Annotated in this window: 12 protein-coding genes; 5 read left to right on the plus strand and 7 right to left on the minus strand. The window is 68.4% G+C overall.

Translation table 11 applies throughout. The annotated features are described in order from the left end of the window. Positions 1-57 precede the first annotated feature (57 nt). The 5 genes from AB5I40_RS40980 to AB5I40_RS41000 all read right to left on the minus strand — a co-directional run bounded on the left by AB5I40_RS40980 (position 58) and on the right by AB5I40_RS41000 (position 8,086). Positions 58-1,884: an ArnT family glycosyltransferase gene (locus tag AB5I40_RS40980; protein WP_370935576.1), complete on the minus strand. Its 1,827-nt coding sequence runs from the start codon at positions 1,882-1,884 to the stop codon at positions 58-60. After that, complete coding sequence (locus AB5I40_RS40985) at positions 1,881-3,146, minus strand: glycosyltransferase (RefSeq protein ID WP_370935577.1); 1,266 nt, start codon at positions 3,144-3,146, stop codon at positions 1,881-1,883. The genes AB5I40_RS40980 and AB5I40_RS40985 overlap by 4 nt, the downstream gene beginning before the upstream one ends. Positions 3,147-3,249: 103 nt before the next feature. Next, positions 3,250-5,061 (minus strand): glycosyltransferase family 39 protein, encoded by a 1,812-nt coding sequence (locus AB5I40_RS40990; protein WP_370935578.1) that lies wholly within the window; start codon positions 5,059-5,061, stop codon positions 3,250-3,252. A gap of 39 nt (positions 5,062-5,100) precedes the next feature. Continuing rightward, positions 5,101-6,612, minus strand: a complete 1,512-nt coding sequence (locus tag AB5I40_RS40995; protein WP_370935579.1) for a sensor histidine kinase — start codon at positions 6,610-6,612, stop codon at positions 5,101-5,103. A 625-nt stretch (positions 6,613-7,237) separates the two neighbouring features. Next, positions 7,238-8,086: a fructosamine kinase family protein gene (locus AB5I40_RS41000; protein WP_370935580.1), complete on the minus strand. Its 849-nt coding sequence runs from the start codon at positions 8,084-8,086 to the stop codon at positions 7,238-7,240. A gap of 175 nt (positions 8,087-8,261) precedes the next feature. Here AB5I40_RS41000 and tig point away from each other — a divergent pair, with 175 nt between their 5' ends. The 5 genes from tig (at position 8,262) to AB5I40_RS41025 (ending at position 13,081) form a co-directional block, all read left to right on the plus strand. Then, the gene (tig, locus tag AB5I40_RS41005) at positions 8,262-9,644 is read left to right on the plus strand and encodes a trigger factor (RefSeq protein WP_370935581.1); all 1,383 of its coding nucleotides are present in this window, start codon (positions 8,262-8,264) and stop codon (positions 9,642-9,644) included. Positions 9,645-9,788: 144 nt separating this feature from the next. Beyond that, the gene (locus AB5I40_RS41010) at positions 9,789-10,394 is read left to right on the plus strand and encodes a ClpP family protease (protein ID WP_037813861.1); all 606 of its coding nucleotides are present in this window, start codon (positions 9,789-9,791) and stop codon (positions 10,392-10,394) included. Positions 10,395-10,422: 28 nt separating this feature from the next. After that, a complete protein-coding gene (locus AB5I40_RS41015) occupies positions 10,423-11,076 on the plus strand; it encodes an ATP-dependent Clp protease proteolytic subunit (protein ID WP_009081146.1) in 654 nt (217 codons plus the stop codon). Between the two features lie 222 nt (positions 11,077-11,298). Then, on the plus strand, positions 11,299-12,594 hold the full coding sequence (clpX, locus tag AB5I40_RS41020; protein ID WP_009081145.1) for an ATP-dependent Clp protease ATP-binding subunit ClpX: 1,296 nt from the start codon (positions 11,299-11,301) through the stop codon (positions 12,592-12,594). Positions 12,595-12,664: 70 nt separating this feature from the next. Beyond that, positions 12,665-13,081: a hypothetical protein gene (locus tag AB5I40_RS41025; protein WP_370935582.1), complete on the plus strand. Its 417-nt coding sequence runs from the start codon at positions 12,665-12,667 to the stop codon at positions 13,079-13,081. 397 nt (positions 13,082-13,478) lie between these two features. Here the strand turns inward: AB5I40_RS41025 and AB5I40_RS41030 are convergent, their stop codons facing one another. Together AB5I40_RS41030 and AB5I40_RS41035 are read right to left on the minus strand one after the other, a co-directional pair. Next, the gene (locus AB5I40_RS41030; RefSeq protein ID WP_370935583.1) at positions 13,479-14,408 is read right to left on the minus strand and encodes an alpha/beta hydrolase; all 930 of its coding nucleotides are present in this window, start codon (positions 14,406-14,408) and stop codon (positions 13,479-13,481) included. Positions 14,409-14,456: 48 nt separating this feature from the next. Beyond that, the gene (locus AB5I40_RS41035; protein WP_370935584.1) at positions 14,457-15,107 is read right to left on the minus strand and encodes a TetR/AcrR family transcriptional regulator; all 651 of its coding nucleotides are present in this window, start codon (positions 15,105-15,107) and stop codon (positions 14,457-14,459) included. Positions 15,108-15,152 lie beyond the last annotated feature (45 nt).

Consider the following 15,152-nt stretch of genomic DNA (forward strand, 5'->3'; position numbering starts at 1 on the left):
TCTCCGTGCTTTCCAGAATGCGCCTCGTTCCTGGGAGGAGGCTGAGGATCCGCGATCTCACCGGGTGAGCTGGTAGACAGTTTCGCCACCGACAGTGGTCGCGGTGAAGTTCGCGGCCACCCACTCGGAGATGTCGTTCGACCCGCCGCCAGGACCGCCGCCTCGGCCGCCGTCCACGTAGTACGCCACTTCGCCCGCCGCGACGTACTGCTTGAACTCCTCCAGCGTCGGGGCGGGATCGCTGCCGTCCCATCCGCCGATGCCGATCACCGACTTGCCGCTCGCCAGCTCCAGGCTCGCCGCCGACTGCGATCCGGTCGTCGCGGCGGCCCACTTCGTCGTCGTACCGCCCAGCAGCTGTCCGACGGAGCCGCTGGCCTCTTCCATCCCGCCGCCGAAGCCCATGCCCCCAGTACGCGGACCCGAAGTAGGGATAGAACCGCTGTGCGGCAAGGAAACCGTCTCGACCGCGTACCCGGCGGTGCCGACCCCGAGTGTCAGGACAATCGCCGCCGCCAGACTGACCAGAACAGTCCGCGCTCGCGGCACCCCGACCACCACGATGGTGCTCACGAGCAACCCCAGTACCACGATTGCCCAGCGCAGCAACGGGAACCAGTCCGGCGTGCGGTCGAGCAGGATGAAGTCCCACACCGCGGTCGCCGCGATCATCCCGCCCAGCACCGTCCGCGGCGCGGTGTGCGCCCGGCCGCGCCACAGTGCGTGCCCGGAAATCGCGACCAGCGCGGCGATCGCGGGCGCGAGCTGCACCGCGTAGTACGGGTGCACGGTGCCGCTCATGAAACTGAACACCAGCCCGTTCACGAGCAGCCAGCCGCCCCAGACCACCAGCGACGCCCGGGTCCGGTCGGTGCGCGCGGCCCGCCGGGTGAACCACAACCCGGCGACCAAGCCGATCAGCGCGGCGGGCAGCAGCCACGAGACCTCGGTGCCGAAACTCGCGCCGAACATCCGCCCGAGACCCGAACTGCCGCCGAACGCGCTGTTCCCGCCGCCGCCGAAACCGCCGCCCATCCCGCCGCCGTTGCCCTGCCCGCCGAAGATCCGCCCGAGCCCGTTGTACCCCAAAGCCAGCTCCAGCAGGCTGTCCCCAGTCGACCCGCCGATGTACGGACGCGACCCCGACGGCCACAACTCCACCAACGTCACGAACCACCCAGCCGACACGACCACCGCGACCCCGGCGTAAACCAGGTGCAGCAACCGCTTCCCCAGCCCGGTCGGCGCGGCGATCAGGTACGCCAGCGCGAACGCGGGGAGCACGAGGAACGCCTGCATCATCTTCGTCAGGAACCCGAATCCAATTGCCACGCCAGCGAAAACGAGCCACCGAGGACTGGCCTTCTCGATCGCCCGCACGGTGCAGTACGCCCCGGCGATCAGCAGCAGCGTGAGCAACGCGTCCGGGTTGTTGAAGCGGAACATCAGCGCGGCGACCGGCGTCAGCGCGAGCATCGCACCGGCCAGCAATCCCGGCAGCGGCCCGGAAACCCGGCGAACAGTCAGGTAAAGCAGGCCGACCGAGCCGACGCCCATGAGCGCCTGCGGGGCAAGCACGGTGAAGCTGGAGAACCCGAAGACCCGTGCGAAAGCCGTCCCCACCCACAGCGCGGCAGGCGGTTTGTCGACAGTGATCACGTTCCCGGCGTCCAGCGAACCGAACAGCCACGCCTTCAGGCTCTGCGTGCCCGATTGCACGGCGGCGGCGTAGAACGAGTTGCCGAACCCGGAAGCGGTCAGGTCCCAGAAGTACAGGACAGCGGTGAGCGCCAAGAGCCCGAACACCGACGGACGGATCCAGCGAGGCGTCGCGCGATCCGGCGCGTCCGGGGCGGTAGGCCGGGCGGACAGGACAGTGCTCAAGACGACTCCTCGGTAGCGGTACGGCGCGGATTGAAGACCCAGCCCCGCAGCAGCAGGAAACGGAGCACCGTGGCGGCGAGGTTCGCCAGCACGAGCACGGTCGTCTCCAGGACGAGCCCGGGATGGGTGGTGTGGTTGAGCAAGGCGAGCGAACCACTGGTCAGCGCCAGTCCGAGGCCGAACACGAGCAGCCCCTCGAACTGATGCCGTCCGGCGCCGGCGCGCCCGCGGACGCCGAAGGTCACCCGCCGGTTCACCGCGGTGTTCGCGATCGCGGTGACGAGCAGTGCGGTGAAGTTGGCCGCCTGCGCGCCGACCATCGTCCGCAGCAGCAGGAAAAGCAGCAGGTACGCGACCGTGCTGGCGACGCCGACCGCGGCGAACCGCACGAGTTGTTTCACCAGGCTCGGGGACACTCCGGGGGCCTCCACGCCGATCGGTTCGCGGCCGAGCTGTTCGCGCAGCCGGTGCACGGGAATCTCGCCGGTGAAGGTCGCGCGGGTGACCCTGGCGATGCCTTTGAGGTCGGCGGTGGCGGTCGCGATGAGGTCGACCGAGGAGTCCGGGTCGTCGACCCAGTCGACCGGCACCTCGTGGATCCGCAGTCCGGCGCGCTGGGCGAGCACGAGCAGCTCGGTGTCGAAAAACCAGCCGGTGTCGCGCACGTGGGGGAGCAGCGCGCGGGCGACGTCGGCGCGGATCGCCTTGAATCCGCATTGCGCGTCGGAGAATTTCGCCGCAAGCGTGCCGCGGAGGATCAGGTTGTAGCAGCGGGAGATGAACTCGCGCTTCGGCCCGCGGACCACCCGGGCGCCGCGGGCGAGACGGCTGCCGATCGCGACGTCCGAATGTCCGGACAACAGCGGCGCGACGAGCGGATCCAGCGCGGCGAGGTCGGTGGACAGGTCCACGTCCATGTAGGCCAGCACGGCGGCGTCCGAGGCGGACCAGACCGCCTGCAGCGCGCGGCCGCGGCCCTTTTCGTCGAGGTGATGCACCTCGACCTCGGGGAACTCGCGGGCCAGTTCTTCGGCGACCGCAAGGGTTTTGTCGGTGCTCGCGTTGTCCGCGACGGTGATCCGGTACGGGTAGCCGGCGCGTTCGGCGAGATGCGCCTGGAGCCGGCGGATGCACGGCTCCAGGTCGGTTTCCTCGTTGTAGACCGGGATGACGACGTCGAGCACGGGATGCGGGCCGCCGAGGCCGACCGGAGTCGTCCCGGGCCGCGGGGCGCCGCTGCGGGAGGGGGCGGTGGCGTTCATGCGTTCACCGTTGTCCGCGGGGCTTTGGCCACCTTGTGGTGTTCCTGTGCTTGCGCTGTGCGACGTACGCCCGATCCGGTGATCTTGGCCGCACGGCACGGAATCAGGCAGCCAGGTCGTAGACGGTCACACCGTCCACTGTGGTCATTCGGTAGTTCTCGGCCACCCATTGGACGATCCGGGCGGCGGCGTCGCTTCCGCTGCTGGAGCCGCGCATCGTCATGCCGTCGCCGAGAAAGTAGCGGATCTGGCCTTCGCGGACGTACTGCTCGAACTGCGCGAGCGTCGGATACGGGTCGGTGCCGTTGAATCCGCCGACCGCGAGGACTGGTTTCCCGCTGCCGAGTTGGTATCCGGCGGCGTTGTTGGACCCGACCGTCGCGGCGGCCCATCGGTGCTCGCCGGAGTTCCGCAGCAGCGCTGTCAGGTTCGCGCCGGGCAAGGTGGTGCCGAGCAATCCGCCGCCGCCGAACATCTGCCGCGTATTCGGTCCGGCGGACGGGATCGCGCCGGTGTGCGGAGTGGATGCGGTGGCGATGGTGTACGCGCCGGTTCCCGTGAGCAGTACTACCAGGCCCAGTACGGCGGCGATCCGACCAAAGTGCTGGGCGAAAAACAGTGCGATAGCGGCTAAAAGACCGAGGACGAGCACTGTCGGGGCGAGCCAGGGTTGCCACGAATTGTCCAGCAACAGGTAGGCCGTGACTGTCGTCAGTGCGACACCGCCGCTCAAAAGCCCTACGGCGGTTGGATTGCCGCGGATACGCCACAACTGGACGGCCGCGATCCCGACGAGAGCGGCGATCGCCGGGGCGAGCGCGACGGTGTAGTAGGGATGGATGATCCCGCCCATGAAGCTGAATATCGCGGCGGTCACGATCAGCCAGCCGCCCCAGATCAGCAGTGAAGCGCGGCTGCGGTCGGTGCGGGGCGCGTAACGGGTGAACCACAGGCCAGCGCCGAGTCCGAGCACCGCGGCAGGCAACAGCCACGCGATGCCGCCCGCCATTTCGTTGCCGAACAACCGGAACAGCCCGGTGCTGCCCCAGCCGCCGCCCGGACTTCCGCCGACGCTGCCGGTCTCGTCCCCGGTGATGCGGCCGAAACCGTTGTACCCCAAGGTGAGTTCGAGCAGGCTATTGTTTTGGGACCCGCCGATGTACGGCCGGTCGGCGGCTGGCCACAATGCCACGACGGCGAGGTACCAGCCTGCCGAAACCACGACGGCGGCGAGTCCGGCGAGCAGGTGCAGGAAGCGTTTGCCTAGAGTGATCGGCGCGGCGACAAGGTAGGCGAGTGCGAAGGCGGGCAGGACGAGAAACGCTTGCAGCATCTTGGCGAGAAAGCCGAATCCGACTGCTGCGCCCGCGAAAACGAGCCACCGAGGGCTGGCCTTCTCGATCGCCAGGACGGTGCAATAGGCAGCGGCGATCAGCAACAGGACGAGCAGCGCGTCCGGGTTGTTGAAGCGGAAAATCAGTGCCGCTGCCGGGGTAAGTGTGAGCACCGCGCCAGCTAGCAACCCCGCCGCCGCACCGGAAGTACGTCGCACGGTCGCGTAGAGCAGCCACGTGGAGCCGACGCCCATCAGTGCCTGCGGCACCAGGATGCTCCAGGCGTTCACTCCGAACAGCCGCGCGGACAGGCTCATCACCCAGAGCGCGGCGGGCGTCTTGTCCACCGTGATGCCGTTTGCCGCGTCGGTGGAGCCGAAGAACAGCGCCTTCCAGCTCTGCGATCCGGCTTGGGCGGCGGCGGAGTAGAACGCGTTGGCCCAGCCGGATGCGTTCAGATCCCACAGGTACAGCGCGGCGGTCGCGACGAGCAGCAGCACGAGGCTCGGGCGCACCCACCTCGGTTCGCCGCGCTGTTCCGGCGTGGCGGGGACGGCTGGATGGGTCGCGACTGCGGTCATGCGGTCAGCCTCGCGGCGCGACCTGGGGCCGGGATGTGCTTACCCTGTGTGCCCGCTGTGGGACCTGGGGTCATGGGCTCGCTGTGCCGGGACTGCGATCGGCAGGCGGACGGCGAAGGACGTCTGGCCTGGGCGGCTGTGCATCGCGATGGTGCCGTGGTGTGCGGTCAGTACTGCCGACACGATCGCCAGGCCCAGTCCGGTTGACCCGGCCGCCCTTGATCGTGACGAATCTCCGCGGGCGAAGCGTTCGAATACCGCTGGCTGTAGTTCGGGCGGGATGCCCGGGCCGTCGTCGGTCACGGTCACCACGGCGCTGCCGTCCGCGGATCGGGTCAGGGCGGTGATGACGGTGCTTCCGGGGGGCGTGTGGACGCGGGCGTTCGCCAGCAGGTTCGCCAGAACTTGGTGCAGGCGTTGGACATCGCCCAGTACGAGGATCGGTTCGTCCGGTAGGGCGAGTTGCCAGACGTGGTGTGGACCGGCGACGTGGGCGTCGCTGACCGCGTCCGCTACCAGGCGGGTCAGGTCTACTTCGGCGACGTCTAGCGGGCGGCCTGCGTCCAGGCGGGCTAGCAGGAGGAGGTCTTCGACCAGGGCCGTCATGCGGTCGGCTTCGGATTCGATTCTGGTCATCGAATGGGCTACGTCTGGCGGGGCGTGGCTGTCGGATCGTCCGGCTAATTCGGCGTAGCCGCGGATGGCGGCCAGTGGGGTGCGGAGTTCGTGGCTGGCGTCCGCGACGAATCTGCGGACGCGTAGTTCGCTGGCGTGGCGGGCTTCCAGGGCGGAGGAGATGTGGCCCAGCATGTGGTTCAGTGCTGCGCCTACTTGGCCGACTTCGGTGCGAGGGTCGGTGTCTTGGGCTGGGACTCGGACGGACAGGTCTACGTCGCCTCGGTCCAGCGGGAGTTCGGAGACTCGGGAGGCGGTCTCCGCTACGCGTTCCAGGGGGCGAAGGGTTCGGCGGACTGCGAAGGCGCCTAGGAAGGCTGCTCCCGTTACTCCGGCTGCGGCTACGCCGAAGAGGATCAGGCCGACGGTCAGCAGCGTCTGTTGCATGGGGGCTAGGGGGACGCCGGTGATGACTATGCCGTCGGGGATGGGGATCGCGGTCAGGCGGTAATCGCCGAGGGTGCCCAGGGTGCGGGTGTAGGGGCGGCCGGTTGTTGGGGGGTTTTGCAGGGCCGTCAGTTCGTCCGGGGTGAGGGTGATGCGCTGGCCGTGGGGGGAGAGCCAGCCGCCGGTGCCGTCTTCGCCGTCGGAGTCGAGGTGGGCGGTGACTGTGCCTGCGCCTTGGCCTGGGGCGTCTAGGGGGTTGCGTTCGTTGCCGGGTGGGCCTGGGTGGGTGGCGAAGTCGAGGGCGCGGGCGGTGGCTGCGGAGAGCTGGGTGTCGGTTTGGGTCAGGAGGAAGGCGCGCAGGGCGAATTCGCTGATTACGCCGATGGTCAGGCAGACCAGGGAGAGGAGGATTACTACCGAGACGGTCAGTTTCGTGCGCAGGGATCGCCGTCGCGGGTGGGCGGCGGCTAATCGTGCGCGGAGGGGCATGACCCCGAGGGTGCGGTTTGCGGGTGTGGGGGCGATGTGTGGTTGCTGTGAGTGGGCTGTGCGGGTGGCTCGTCGCCTGGCGGCGACATCGCTGGTGGTTGCGTGGGGCACCCCGAAGCCGAGTGTGCTGACGGTTCGGGGGTGCTTGTCAAGGCGGGAAAGATGCCTTGACAAGCACCCCCGAACCGCAGGGAGGCTTCGTATCGGGGTGCGGGGGAGGGGCTGGGTGCCTCGATAGTCGGGTTCAGCGCCTGCGGTTCGAGGTGGGTGCCTCCATGAGTGGGTGCGGCGGTGCGGGTTCGCGGTGGGCTTGGGCTAGCGCCCCAATGTGGCGTTGGGTGCATGTGACGCACCGAATGCCGCATTGGGTGCGTGGGGCGCACCCAACGCCACATTGGGGCGCGTCGCGGCGGCGAGCGAGCAGGTGGGCTGGCGGGCTGTGAAGGGCTCCTTGGAGGAATCTGGTTCCGTGAGGGGCTCCTTGAGGGAATGTGGGTCGTGAGGGGAACCCTGAGGGAATCTGAGTACGTGAAGGTGGCCCTCACGTACGTCGGCGGGTCGTGAGGGGAACCCTCAGGGAATCTGTTTCCCTCAGGGTGGCCCTCACGGACACTGAAGGCCGGGGTCAGCCCAGGGAGCGCGCTGCTTCGGTTGCTTGCCGGGCGTAGGACCGTCCGAACAGGACTGTGTGCACCAGCAGCGGGAAAAGCTGGTGCAGTGCGATTCGCTCTCGGTATCCGTCCGCCAGGGGTGCGACCTCGTTGTAGGCCGCCACGATCCGCCCTAGTTGCGGGCAGCCGAACAGGTGCAGCATCGCCAGATCGGTCTCCCGGTGCCCGCCGTGCGCGGCTGGGTCGATGAGCACCGCTCCGCCGGAATCCCACAGGACGTTTCCGCTCCACAGATCTCCGTGCAGCCGCGCGGGTGGTTCAGGCGGGCCAGCTATCGACGGGATTCGTGCGCAGGCGCGCTCGAAGACCGCTGTGTCGAGGATCTCGGACGCCATCCGGACGTAGGGGCGGATTCGGTATTCGGCGTACCACTCCGGCCATGACTCGCCTGGTGAGTTGCGCATCGGCGCGGTCCCGATCCATGCGTCCGCCAGGCCGTCCGGGGGAGGGGCGCCGAACGCGGGGGCTCCGGTTGAGTGAAGCCGGGCGAGGTCGCGGCCGAACTCCTCGGCGTGCGAAGGCGTGGTCTCGGCCACCCGGTCCAGCACCAGCCACGTGTCGTCCGCGCCGTGCACTCGGGGGATCCGCACTGCGTCCGCTGCGGCCAGCCAGCGCAGTCCGGCTGCCTCGGCTCGGGTCGCGCCTGGAGCGTGGCCCCGTTTCACCATCGCGTCGAGGTGCTGGTGGCCGTCGGTCAATACGACCTCGCTGAGGGTGCCTGAGGAGCCTCGCGAGACTGTCTCGAACCCGGTGAGCCGCGTCGCCGCCGCGGCCGGACCTTCGTTCTGTTGCCCGGAAACCACGTCCTCGACGCTACGGGCGCGCACCGGCGGCCGCTGAACGGCTCCGCCTCGGCAGGTGCCCCGCAGCCGGTCTTGTCAACCCTCTGGCCTAGACTCGGATATCCCGGTCAGCAGGTGACCGGGGCGGTCCCGAGGGACTGTCCGCCCCCATCGTTTACCGCTCGAGGAGAAGACCTTGAAGAGCACCGTCGAGCAGCTCAGCCCGACGCGAGTGAAGATCAATGTCGAGGTGCCGTTCGACGAGCTCAAGCCGAACTTCGACGCCGCGTACCGGAAGATCGCCCAGCAGGTGCGGGTCCCCGGTTTCCGTCCCGGCAAGGTCCCCGCTCGCGTCCTGGAAAGCCGGATCGGCCGCGCGCCGGTGCTCGACGAGGTCGTCAACGAGGCCATCCCGGCCAAGTACATCGAGGCCGTCCGCGCGGGCGAGGTCCGGACGCTCGGCCAGCCCGAGTTCGAGGTGACCAAGCTCGAGGACCGCGAGGTGCTGGAGTTCAGCGCCGAGGTCGACGTGCGGCCGGAGATCGAGCTGCCCGACCTCGCCGGCCTCGAGATCAGCGTCGACGACGTCGAGACCACCGACGAAGAGGTCGCCGAGCAGCTCGACGAGCTGCGCGCCCGCTTCGGCACCCTGACCGGCGTCGAGCGCCCGGCCCAGACCGGCGACTTCGTGTCGATCGACCTCTCGGCCAGCGTCGACGGCAAGGCCGTCGAAGAGGCCTCCACCACCGGCCTGTCCTACGAGATCGGCTCCGGCCAGCTCGTGGACGGCATCGACGAGGCCATCGTCGGCGCCAGCGCCGGCGAGACCAAGGTGTTCACCACCAAGCTGGTCGCGGGCGAGTTCGCCGGCCAGGACGCCGAGGTCACCGTCACCGTGCAGTCGGTCAAGGAGCGCGAGCTTCCCGAGGCCGACGACGAGTTCGCCCAGCTGGCGAGCGAGTTCGACACGATCGACGAGCTGCGCGAGGACCTGCGCACCCGGCTCGGCCGCGTCAAGACGATGCAGCAGGGCGTCCAGGCGCGCGACAAGGTCCTCGAGATCCTCCTGGAGCGCACCGAGGTGCCGCTGCCGGAGAAGGTCCTCGAGGCCGAGATCGAGAACCGCAAGCACGACGCGATCCACCCGTTCGACCACGACGAGGACCAGTTCGCCAAGGCCCTCGAGGCCGAGGGCCGCACCCTCGACGAGTTCAACGCCGAGGTCAAGGAAGAGTCGGAGAAGGCCGTCCGCACGCAGCTGCTGCTGGACACCATCGCCGACAAGGAGAAGACGTCGGTCAACGACGGCGAGCTCACCGAGCGGATCATCTACCAGGCGCAGCGCTTCGGCGTCAGCCCGGACGAGTACGTGCAGCGGGCCCAGCAGTCTGGCCAGCTGACCGCGATCTACGCCGACGTGCGCCGCGGCAAGGCGCTCGCCTCGGTCGTGCGCGGCACCACGGTGAAGAACGCGTCCGGGTCCGAGGTCGACCTGACCGAGCTGTTCGGCGCGGACGAAGAAGCCCCCGCCGAGGAGACGCAGGTCACCGAAGAAGCGGCGGCGACCCCCGCGGAGTAAAGCTGTAAGCGAACTTGGGCGGTGTCAGGCATTCTGCACCGCCCAAGTTCGTTAGGGTCGGTTGCAAGATCTCAAGCATCTGAACACGACAGCGGCGGCGCGGCTCTCACAGGCGGCCCGTCGCCGGTGAAAAGGCAGGCAGACGTGAAGCAGCACATGCCCGAGGGGCGGACCGGCACCGCGGGGCTCAACCTCACCGACTCGGTGTTCGAGCGGTTGCTCCAGGAGCGCATCGTCGTTCTCGGCTCCGAGGTCAACGACGAGGTCGCCAACCGGCTCACCGCGCAGCTCCTGCTGCTCGACGCGGACGACGCCGAATCGGACATCCGGTTCTACATCAACTCGCCGGGCGGCTCGGTGACCGCCGGGTTCGCGATCTACGACACCATGCAGCTGATCCGCCCGGACGTGGCGACCTACGCGATGGGCATGGCGGCCTCGATGGGGCAGTTCCTGCTCTCCTCGGGCACCCCGGGCAAGCGCTACGCGCTCCCGCACGCTCGCATCCTGATGCACCAGCCGTCCGCGGGCGTCGGCGGCACCGCCTCCGACATCGCGATCCAGGCGGACCTGTTCAACAAGTGGAAGCAGGAGCTCGCGAAGATCACCGCCGAGCAGACCGGGCAGACCACCGAGCAGATCATCAAGGACGGCGACCGCGACCGCTGGTTCACCGCGCAGGAGGCGAAGGACTACGGCTTCGTCGACCACGTGCTGACCCGCGACAGCGGCCTGACCTCGAGCAACTGAGTCCCGAAGCACCACACAGGAGAGCATCATGAGCAACTTCCGGCTCCCGGGTGACTTCCGGGCACCGCAGACTCCGCAGTCGCGGTACATCCTCCCGTCCTACGTCGAGCGCACCAGCTACGGCGTGAAGGAGTCCAACCCGTACAACAAGCTGTACGAGGAGCGGACGATCTTCCTGGGCGTGCAGGTGGACGACGCGTCGGCCAACGACGTGATGGCCCAGCTGCTGCACCTCGAGCACGAGGACCCGGACCGCGACATCAGCATCTACATCAACTCCCCGGGCGGGTCGTTCACCTCGCTGATGGCGATCTACGACACCATGCAGTACATCCGCCCGGACATCTCGACCGTGTGCCTCGGCCAGGCCGCCTCGGCCGCCGCGGTGCTGCTGGCGGCGGGCACGCCGGGCAAGCGCATGGCGCTGCCGAACGCGCGCGTGCTGATCCACCAGCCGGCCACCGAGGGCACCTACGGGCAGGTCTCGGACCTGGAGATCCAGGCCAACGAGATCCAGCGCGTGCGCCGCCAGATGGAGGTCATCCTGGCGAAGCACACGAACAAGGAACCGGACGAGATCAAGGCCGACATCGAGCGGGACAAGATCCTCACCGCCGAAGAGGCCAAGGCCTACGGCCTGATCGACGAGGTGCTTCCGTACCGGAAGGCCTCGGCGAACTGACCGCGACGGGCCGGTGCGCGGCGAATCCGCGACGCGCACCGGCCCGCTGGTCTAGTGTCGGTCGTCGACGTGCCCTATGGGGGTCGGGTGTTCCCGCCCGCGCCTTCGGGCGGGTACCGTCGATGGCAATGCGTGTTGGTCCCGGGAACGCCTGGCAGTCGCGGGGCCGCCATCCAGTAGTGCAGGTGCGCTCGCGCACCGGAGGGGACGAGGTCAACGGCCATGGCACGGATCGGTGACGGCGGCGACCTGCTGAAGTGTTCTTTCTGCGGCAAGAGCCAGAAGCAGGTGAAGAAGCTCATTGCCGGGCCAGGGGTCTACATCTGCGATGAGTGCATCGACCTCTGCAACGAGATCATCGAAGAGGAACTGGCCGAAGCCGGCGACGTGAAGCTCGACGAGCTCCCGAAGCCCGCCGACATCCACGAGTTCCTCGAGCAGTACATCATCGGCCAGGACGACGCGAAGAAGACGCTCGCGGTCGCGGTGTACAACCACTACAAGCGGATCCAGGCCGACGACAAATCCGGCCCGAAGGACTCCAAGGACGAGCCGGTCGAGCTGGCCAAGTCCAACATCCTGATGCTCGGCCCCACCGGCTGCGGCAAGACCTACCTCGCGCAGACGCTGGCGAAGCTGCTGAACGTCCCGTTCGCCATCGCCGACGCCACCGCGCTCACCGAGGCGGGCTACGTCGGCGAGGACGTCGAGAACATCCTGCTCAAGCTGATCCAGGCGGCGGACTACGACGTCAAGCGCGCCGAGACCGGCATCATCTACATCGACGAGGTCGACAAGATCGCCCGCAAGAGCGAGAACCCGTCGATCACCCGCGACGTGTCCGGCGAGGGCGTGCAGCAGGCGCTGCTGAAGATCCTCGAGGGCACCACCGCGTCGGTGCCGCCCCAGGGCGGGCGCAAGCACCCGCACCAGGAATTCATCCAGATCGACACCACGAACGTGCTGTTCATCGTCGCGGGCGCGTTCGCCGGGCTGGAAAAGATCATCAACGAGCGGGTCGGCAAGCGCGGCCTCGGCTTCGGCGCGGAGATCCGCACCAAGGCCGAGATCGAGGGCAGCGACGTGTTCTCCGAGACCATGCCGGAGGACCTGATCAAGTTCGGGCTGATCCCGGAGTTCATCGGCCGGCTCCCGGTCGTGGCGACGGTGAACCACCTGGACAAGGAATCGCTCGTCTCGATCCTGACGCAGCCGCGCAACGCGCTGGTGAAGCAGTACAAGAAGCTCTTCGAGATGGACAACGTCGAGCTGGAGTTCACCAAGACCGCGCTCGAGGCGATCGCCGACCAGGCCGTCCTGCGCGGCACCGGCGCCCGCGGCCTGCGCGCGATCATGGAGGAAGTCCTCCAGCCGGTCATGTACGACATCCCGAGCCGCGAGGACGTGGCGAAGGTCGTGATCACCGAGCAGACCGTGCGGGAGAACGTCAACCCCACGATCGTGGCTCGCCAGCCGTCGCGCCGCACTCGCAGCGAGCGCGGCGAAAAGTCGGCCTGACCCGGCGTCCGCCGGGCGTTAGCAGGAGTCGGCTGTCCGGGTGTCGGCGGCAGGCGCGATAATGGACAGGATGACAACCGTGCCGCTGACCGCACCCCGGGGGGACGAGACAGCCGACCCCGGCGAAGCGGTACCCGCCGAGACCGAGACCGAGACCGAGACCGAGCCCGCGGCCGCGCCGGTCGTCGGCATCCTGGAGCTGAGCGAGCGGGTAGCCGCGTCCGTGTTCACGCGCTTCCCGTGGCTGCCCCGCGCGTCCGAGATCATGCTGGCGCTGTGCACGCTGGTCTGCCTGGTCGCGGTCGGCACCCGGCTGTCGGCGCTGCCGCTGCTGCCGATCCCGCTGTTCGTGGTGGCGTGGCTGTTCCTGCGCCGGTGGCGTGCGTCGGAGACCCGGGCGCTTCAGCTGCGCTGGTCGCTGCTGACGGCGCTCGCGGGGCTGGTCGGGTTCTGGGTGATGTCCGTCGTGGCCCGCTGGGTCTCGTAACTCGCTCGCGGCGAGCGTCCTTCGCGGTGAAGGATTGCCGCCATGGATGCGGTAGTGCAGTGGGTGTGCACCTCGTGGACGAAGAAATCCCGTGGCGGGGCGGAGGCGGCTCTCCGCAACGCGGCCCCGATGCTCTGGTAGCCGTTGACGGCACTTGCCGCGATGGCCGGATTCTCAGCGATGTTCGGTAACGGCTCGCTGGGTCTCGTGAGCGGTTGTCGCGGTGAGAACCGGGACAACCACGCACGACCTCAGTTCCCGCAGTTGTCGCTTTCTGATTCTGTGTGGCGGCGTATTTTCCTGAGACGAACGCGTTGATGCCGTTGGATTCCGTCGCGGAAGCCGTGAGTGTTGGCCCCGGACGGAACTGTGCTCGACACTCACAAGATCGGCAGGCTCAGACCTTCTGCCGCAAATGCTTCCCCAAGAACCCCACCATGCTGGGAACCGTCGTCCGGAAGAACGTGTCGCTGTGCTTCCCGTGCGCCGTATATCCAATCGTCGGGTGCGTTTCCGCGATATACCGCCGCACACCGGTGATGAACGGATCTTCCGTCCCGCAGTAAACCGCCGTCGGAATGCCCTGCAGGGACGACTGATGGCGCAGCGGGTCGAGCGAAGTCCAATCAGTCATGCCGGTGAAAATGCGGCGTTTCGCCATTTCCGGCCACGACGTCAGCAGCGCGGGCGCGATCGCGGCGACCGCGGCGGGCGGTTGGCGGCGTTCGGCGCGGCGGCGGGCGTACAGGAGGGCTCCGAAGCCGCCCATCGAGACTCCGGCGCAAGCGAACGGCACGCCGTCCGTGCCGCCGAAGCCGCGGGCTCGCAGCCACTGCGGGACTTCTTCCAGCAGCATCGCCATCGGGTCGTCGCCGGGGCGGACCTGGTGCCAGTAGTTGTCGCCGCCGTCGACCGCGACGAAGCCGTACGCCGGCACGGCTTTGCGCGCGACGTCGCTGCCCAGTTGCTTCAGCAGGCCGCTCGGCGCGGCGGAGCGCGCGGATCCGTGCAGGCCGTGCAGCATCAGGGACATCGGCAGACCGGCTGGGGGCTTCTTGCTCGGCAATTGGAAAACGAGGTCCACTTCCCGGCCGCGGGCGTGGGAGTAGACGCGTTCCACCCGCATGCTGCCGAGCTGGGTCACCGGCGTCGACGACGTCACGCCCAGTGCCCGCTGCATCGCTTGGTTGAACGGCACCACGCCGGTCGCGCTCCCCACCGCGAGCCCGGCGATGCCGAGGCCCGAGGCACCCGCGATCAGCATGGACCGGCGGCTCACCCGCCTTCGGCCCTCGGTCTCCTCGCTCACCCAATCCCCCTCACCCATATAGCGTAAGACGTGGCGAAGGGACAAAACGTTGCCTTCAGAAGATCTTCATGCGGTTGTTGTGATCAGACCCACGGACGCCCGAGCGGCGGCAGGGCTGTCTCCGAGCCCGACGACGAGCGTCACGCAGAGTGGCGAGAGCACCTCGCTCACTCCCCGGTCGCCCCGGCCGAAGTGGCCCAGCAGTTCGAGGGTGACATAGCCGTGGATCGCGCTCCAGATCTGTGAGGCGACCGACAGCGGATCGCCCTTGAGCCGTCCGGCCTCGATCGTGCGCGAGACGGCCGCGACCATGCCCCGGAACGACGCCGCGGCCTCGCTGTCCGGGCTCTCCTTCAAAAGGTCGCCGACCGCTTGTCCGTGCGCGCCCGCCTCTCGGAACATGAGCGTGAACAGCTCCGGATGCTCCACCGCGGTGCGGCGGTAGGCCAGCGCGAGGCGGTACAGATCGGCCACCGGATCGTCGCTCTGCCCGACCGTCGCCATGTTCGCGATCAGCCGCCGAAACCCTTCTCGCGCAACGGCATCGACGAGCGCGGCCATGCCGCCGAAATGGGTGTACACGGCCATTGTGGACGCGCCGATCTCGGCCGCCAGCTTGCGGGCCTGCAGTGCTTCCGCGCCGCCGTCGGCCAGCAGCCGGATCGCCGCCTCGACCAGTTGCGTCCGCGCGTGTTCGCCCCGAGTCCGCTCGTTCATGCTTGCCAGTATCCCATAACCCTGTTATACCGGTGACCATAACCA

Origin of the sequence: Amycolatopsis sp. cg13, assembly GCF_041346965.1 — a bacterium.
GTDB lineage: Bacteria > Actinomycetota > Actinomycetes > Mycobacteriales > Pseudonocardiaceae > Amycolatopsis.

What these genes read in the sequence shown, in the direction of transcription:
- AB5I40_RS40985 (WP_370935577.1), bottom strand. Translation starts at nt 3,146, where the DNA reads ATGAACGCCACCGCCCCCTCCCGCAGCGGCGCCCCGCGGCCCGGGACG.
- AB5I40_RS40990 (WP_370935578.1), bottom strand. Translation starts at nt 5,061, where the DNA reads ATGACCGCAGTCGCGACCCATCCAGCCGTCCCCGCCACGCCGGAACAG.
- AB5I40_RS40995 (WP_370935579.1), bottom strand. Translation starts at nt 6,612, where the DNA reads ATGCCCCTCCGCGCACGATTAGCCGCCGCCCACCCGCGACGGCGATCC.
- AB5I40_RS41015 (WP_009081146.1), top strand. Translation starts at nt 10,423, where the DNA reads ATGAGCAACTTCCGGCTCCCGGGTGACTTCCGGGCACCGCAGACTCCG.
- clpX (WP_009081145.1), top strand. Translation starts at nt 11,299, where the DNA reads ATGGCACGGATCGGTGACGGCGGCGACCTGCTGAAGTGTTCTTTCTGC.
- AB5I40_RS41025 (WP_370935582.1), top strand. Translation starts at nt 12,665, where the DNA reads ATGACAACCGTGCCGCTGACCGCACCCCGGGGGGACGAGACAGCCGAC.
- AB5I40_RS41030 (WP_370935583.1), bottom strand. Translation starts at nt 14,408, where the DNA reads ATGGGTGAGGGGGATTGGGTGAGCGAGGAGACCGAGGGCCGAAGGCGG.
- AB5I40_RS41035 (WP_370935584.1), bottom strand. Translation starts at nt 15,107, where the DNA reads ATGAACGAGCGGACTCGGGGCGAACACGCGCGGACGCAACTGGTCGAG.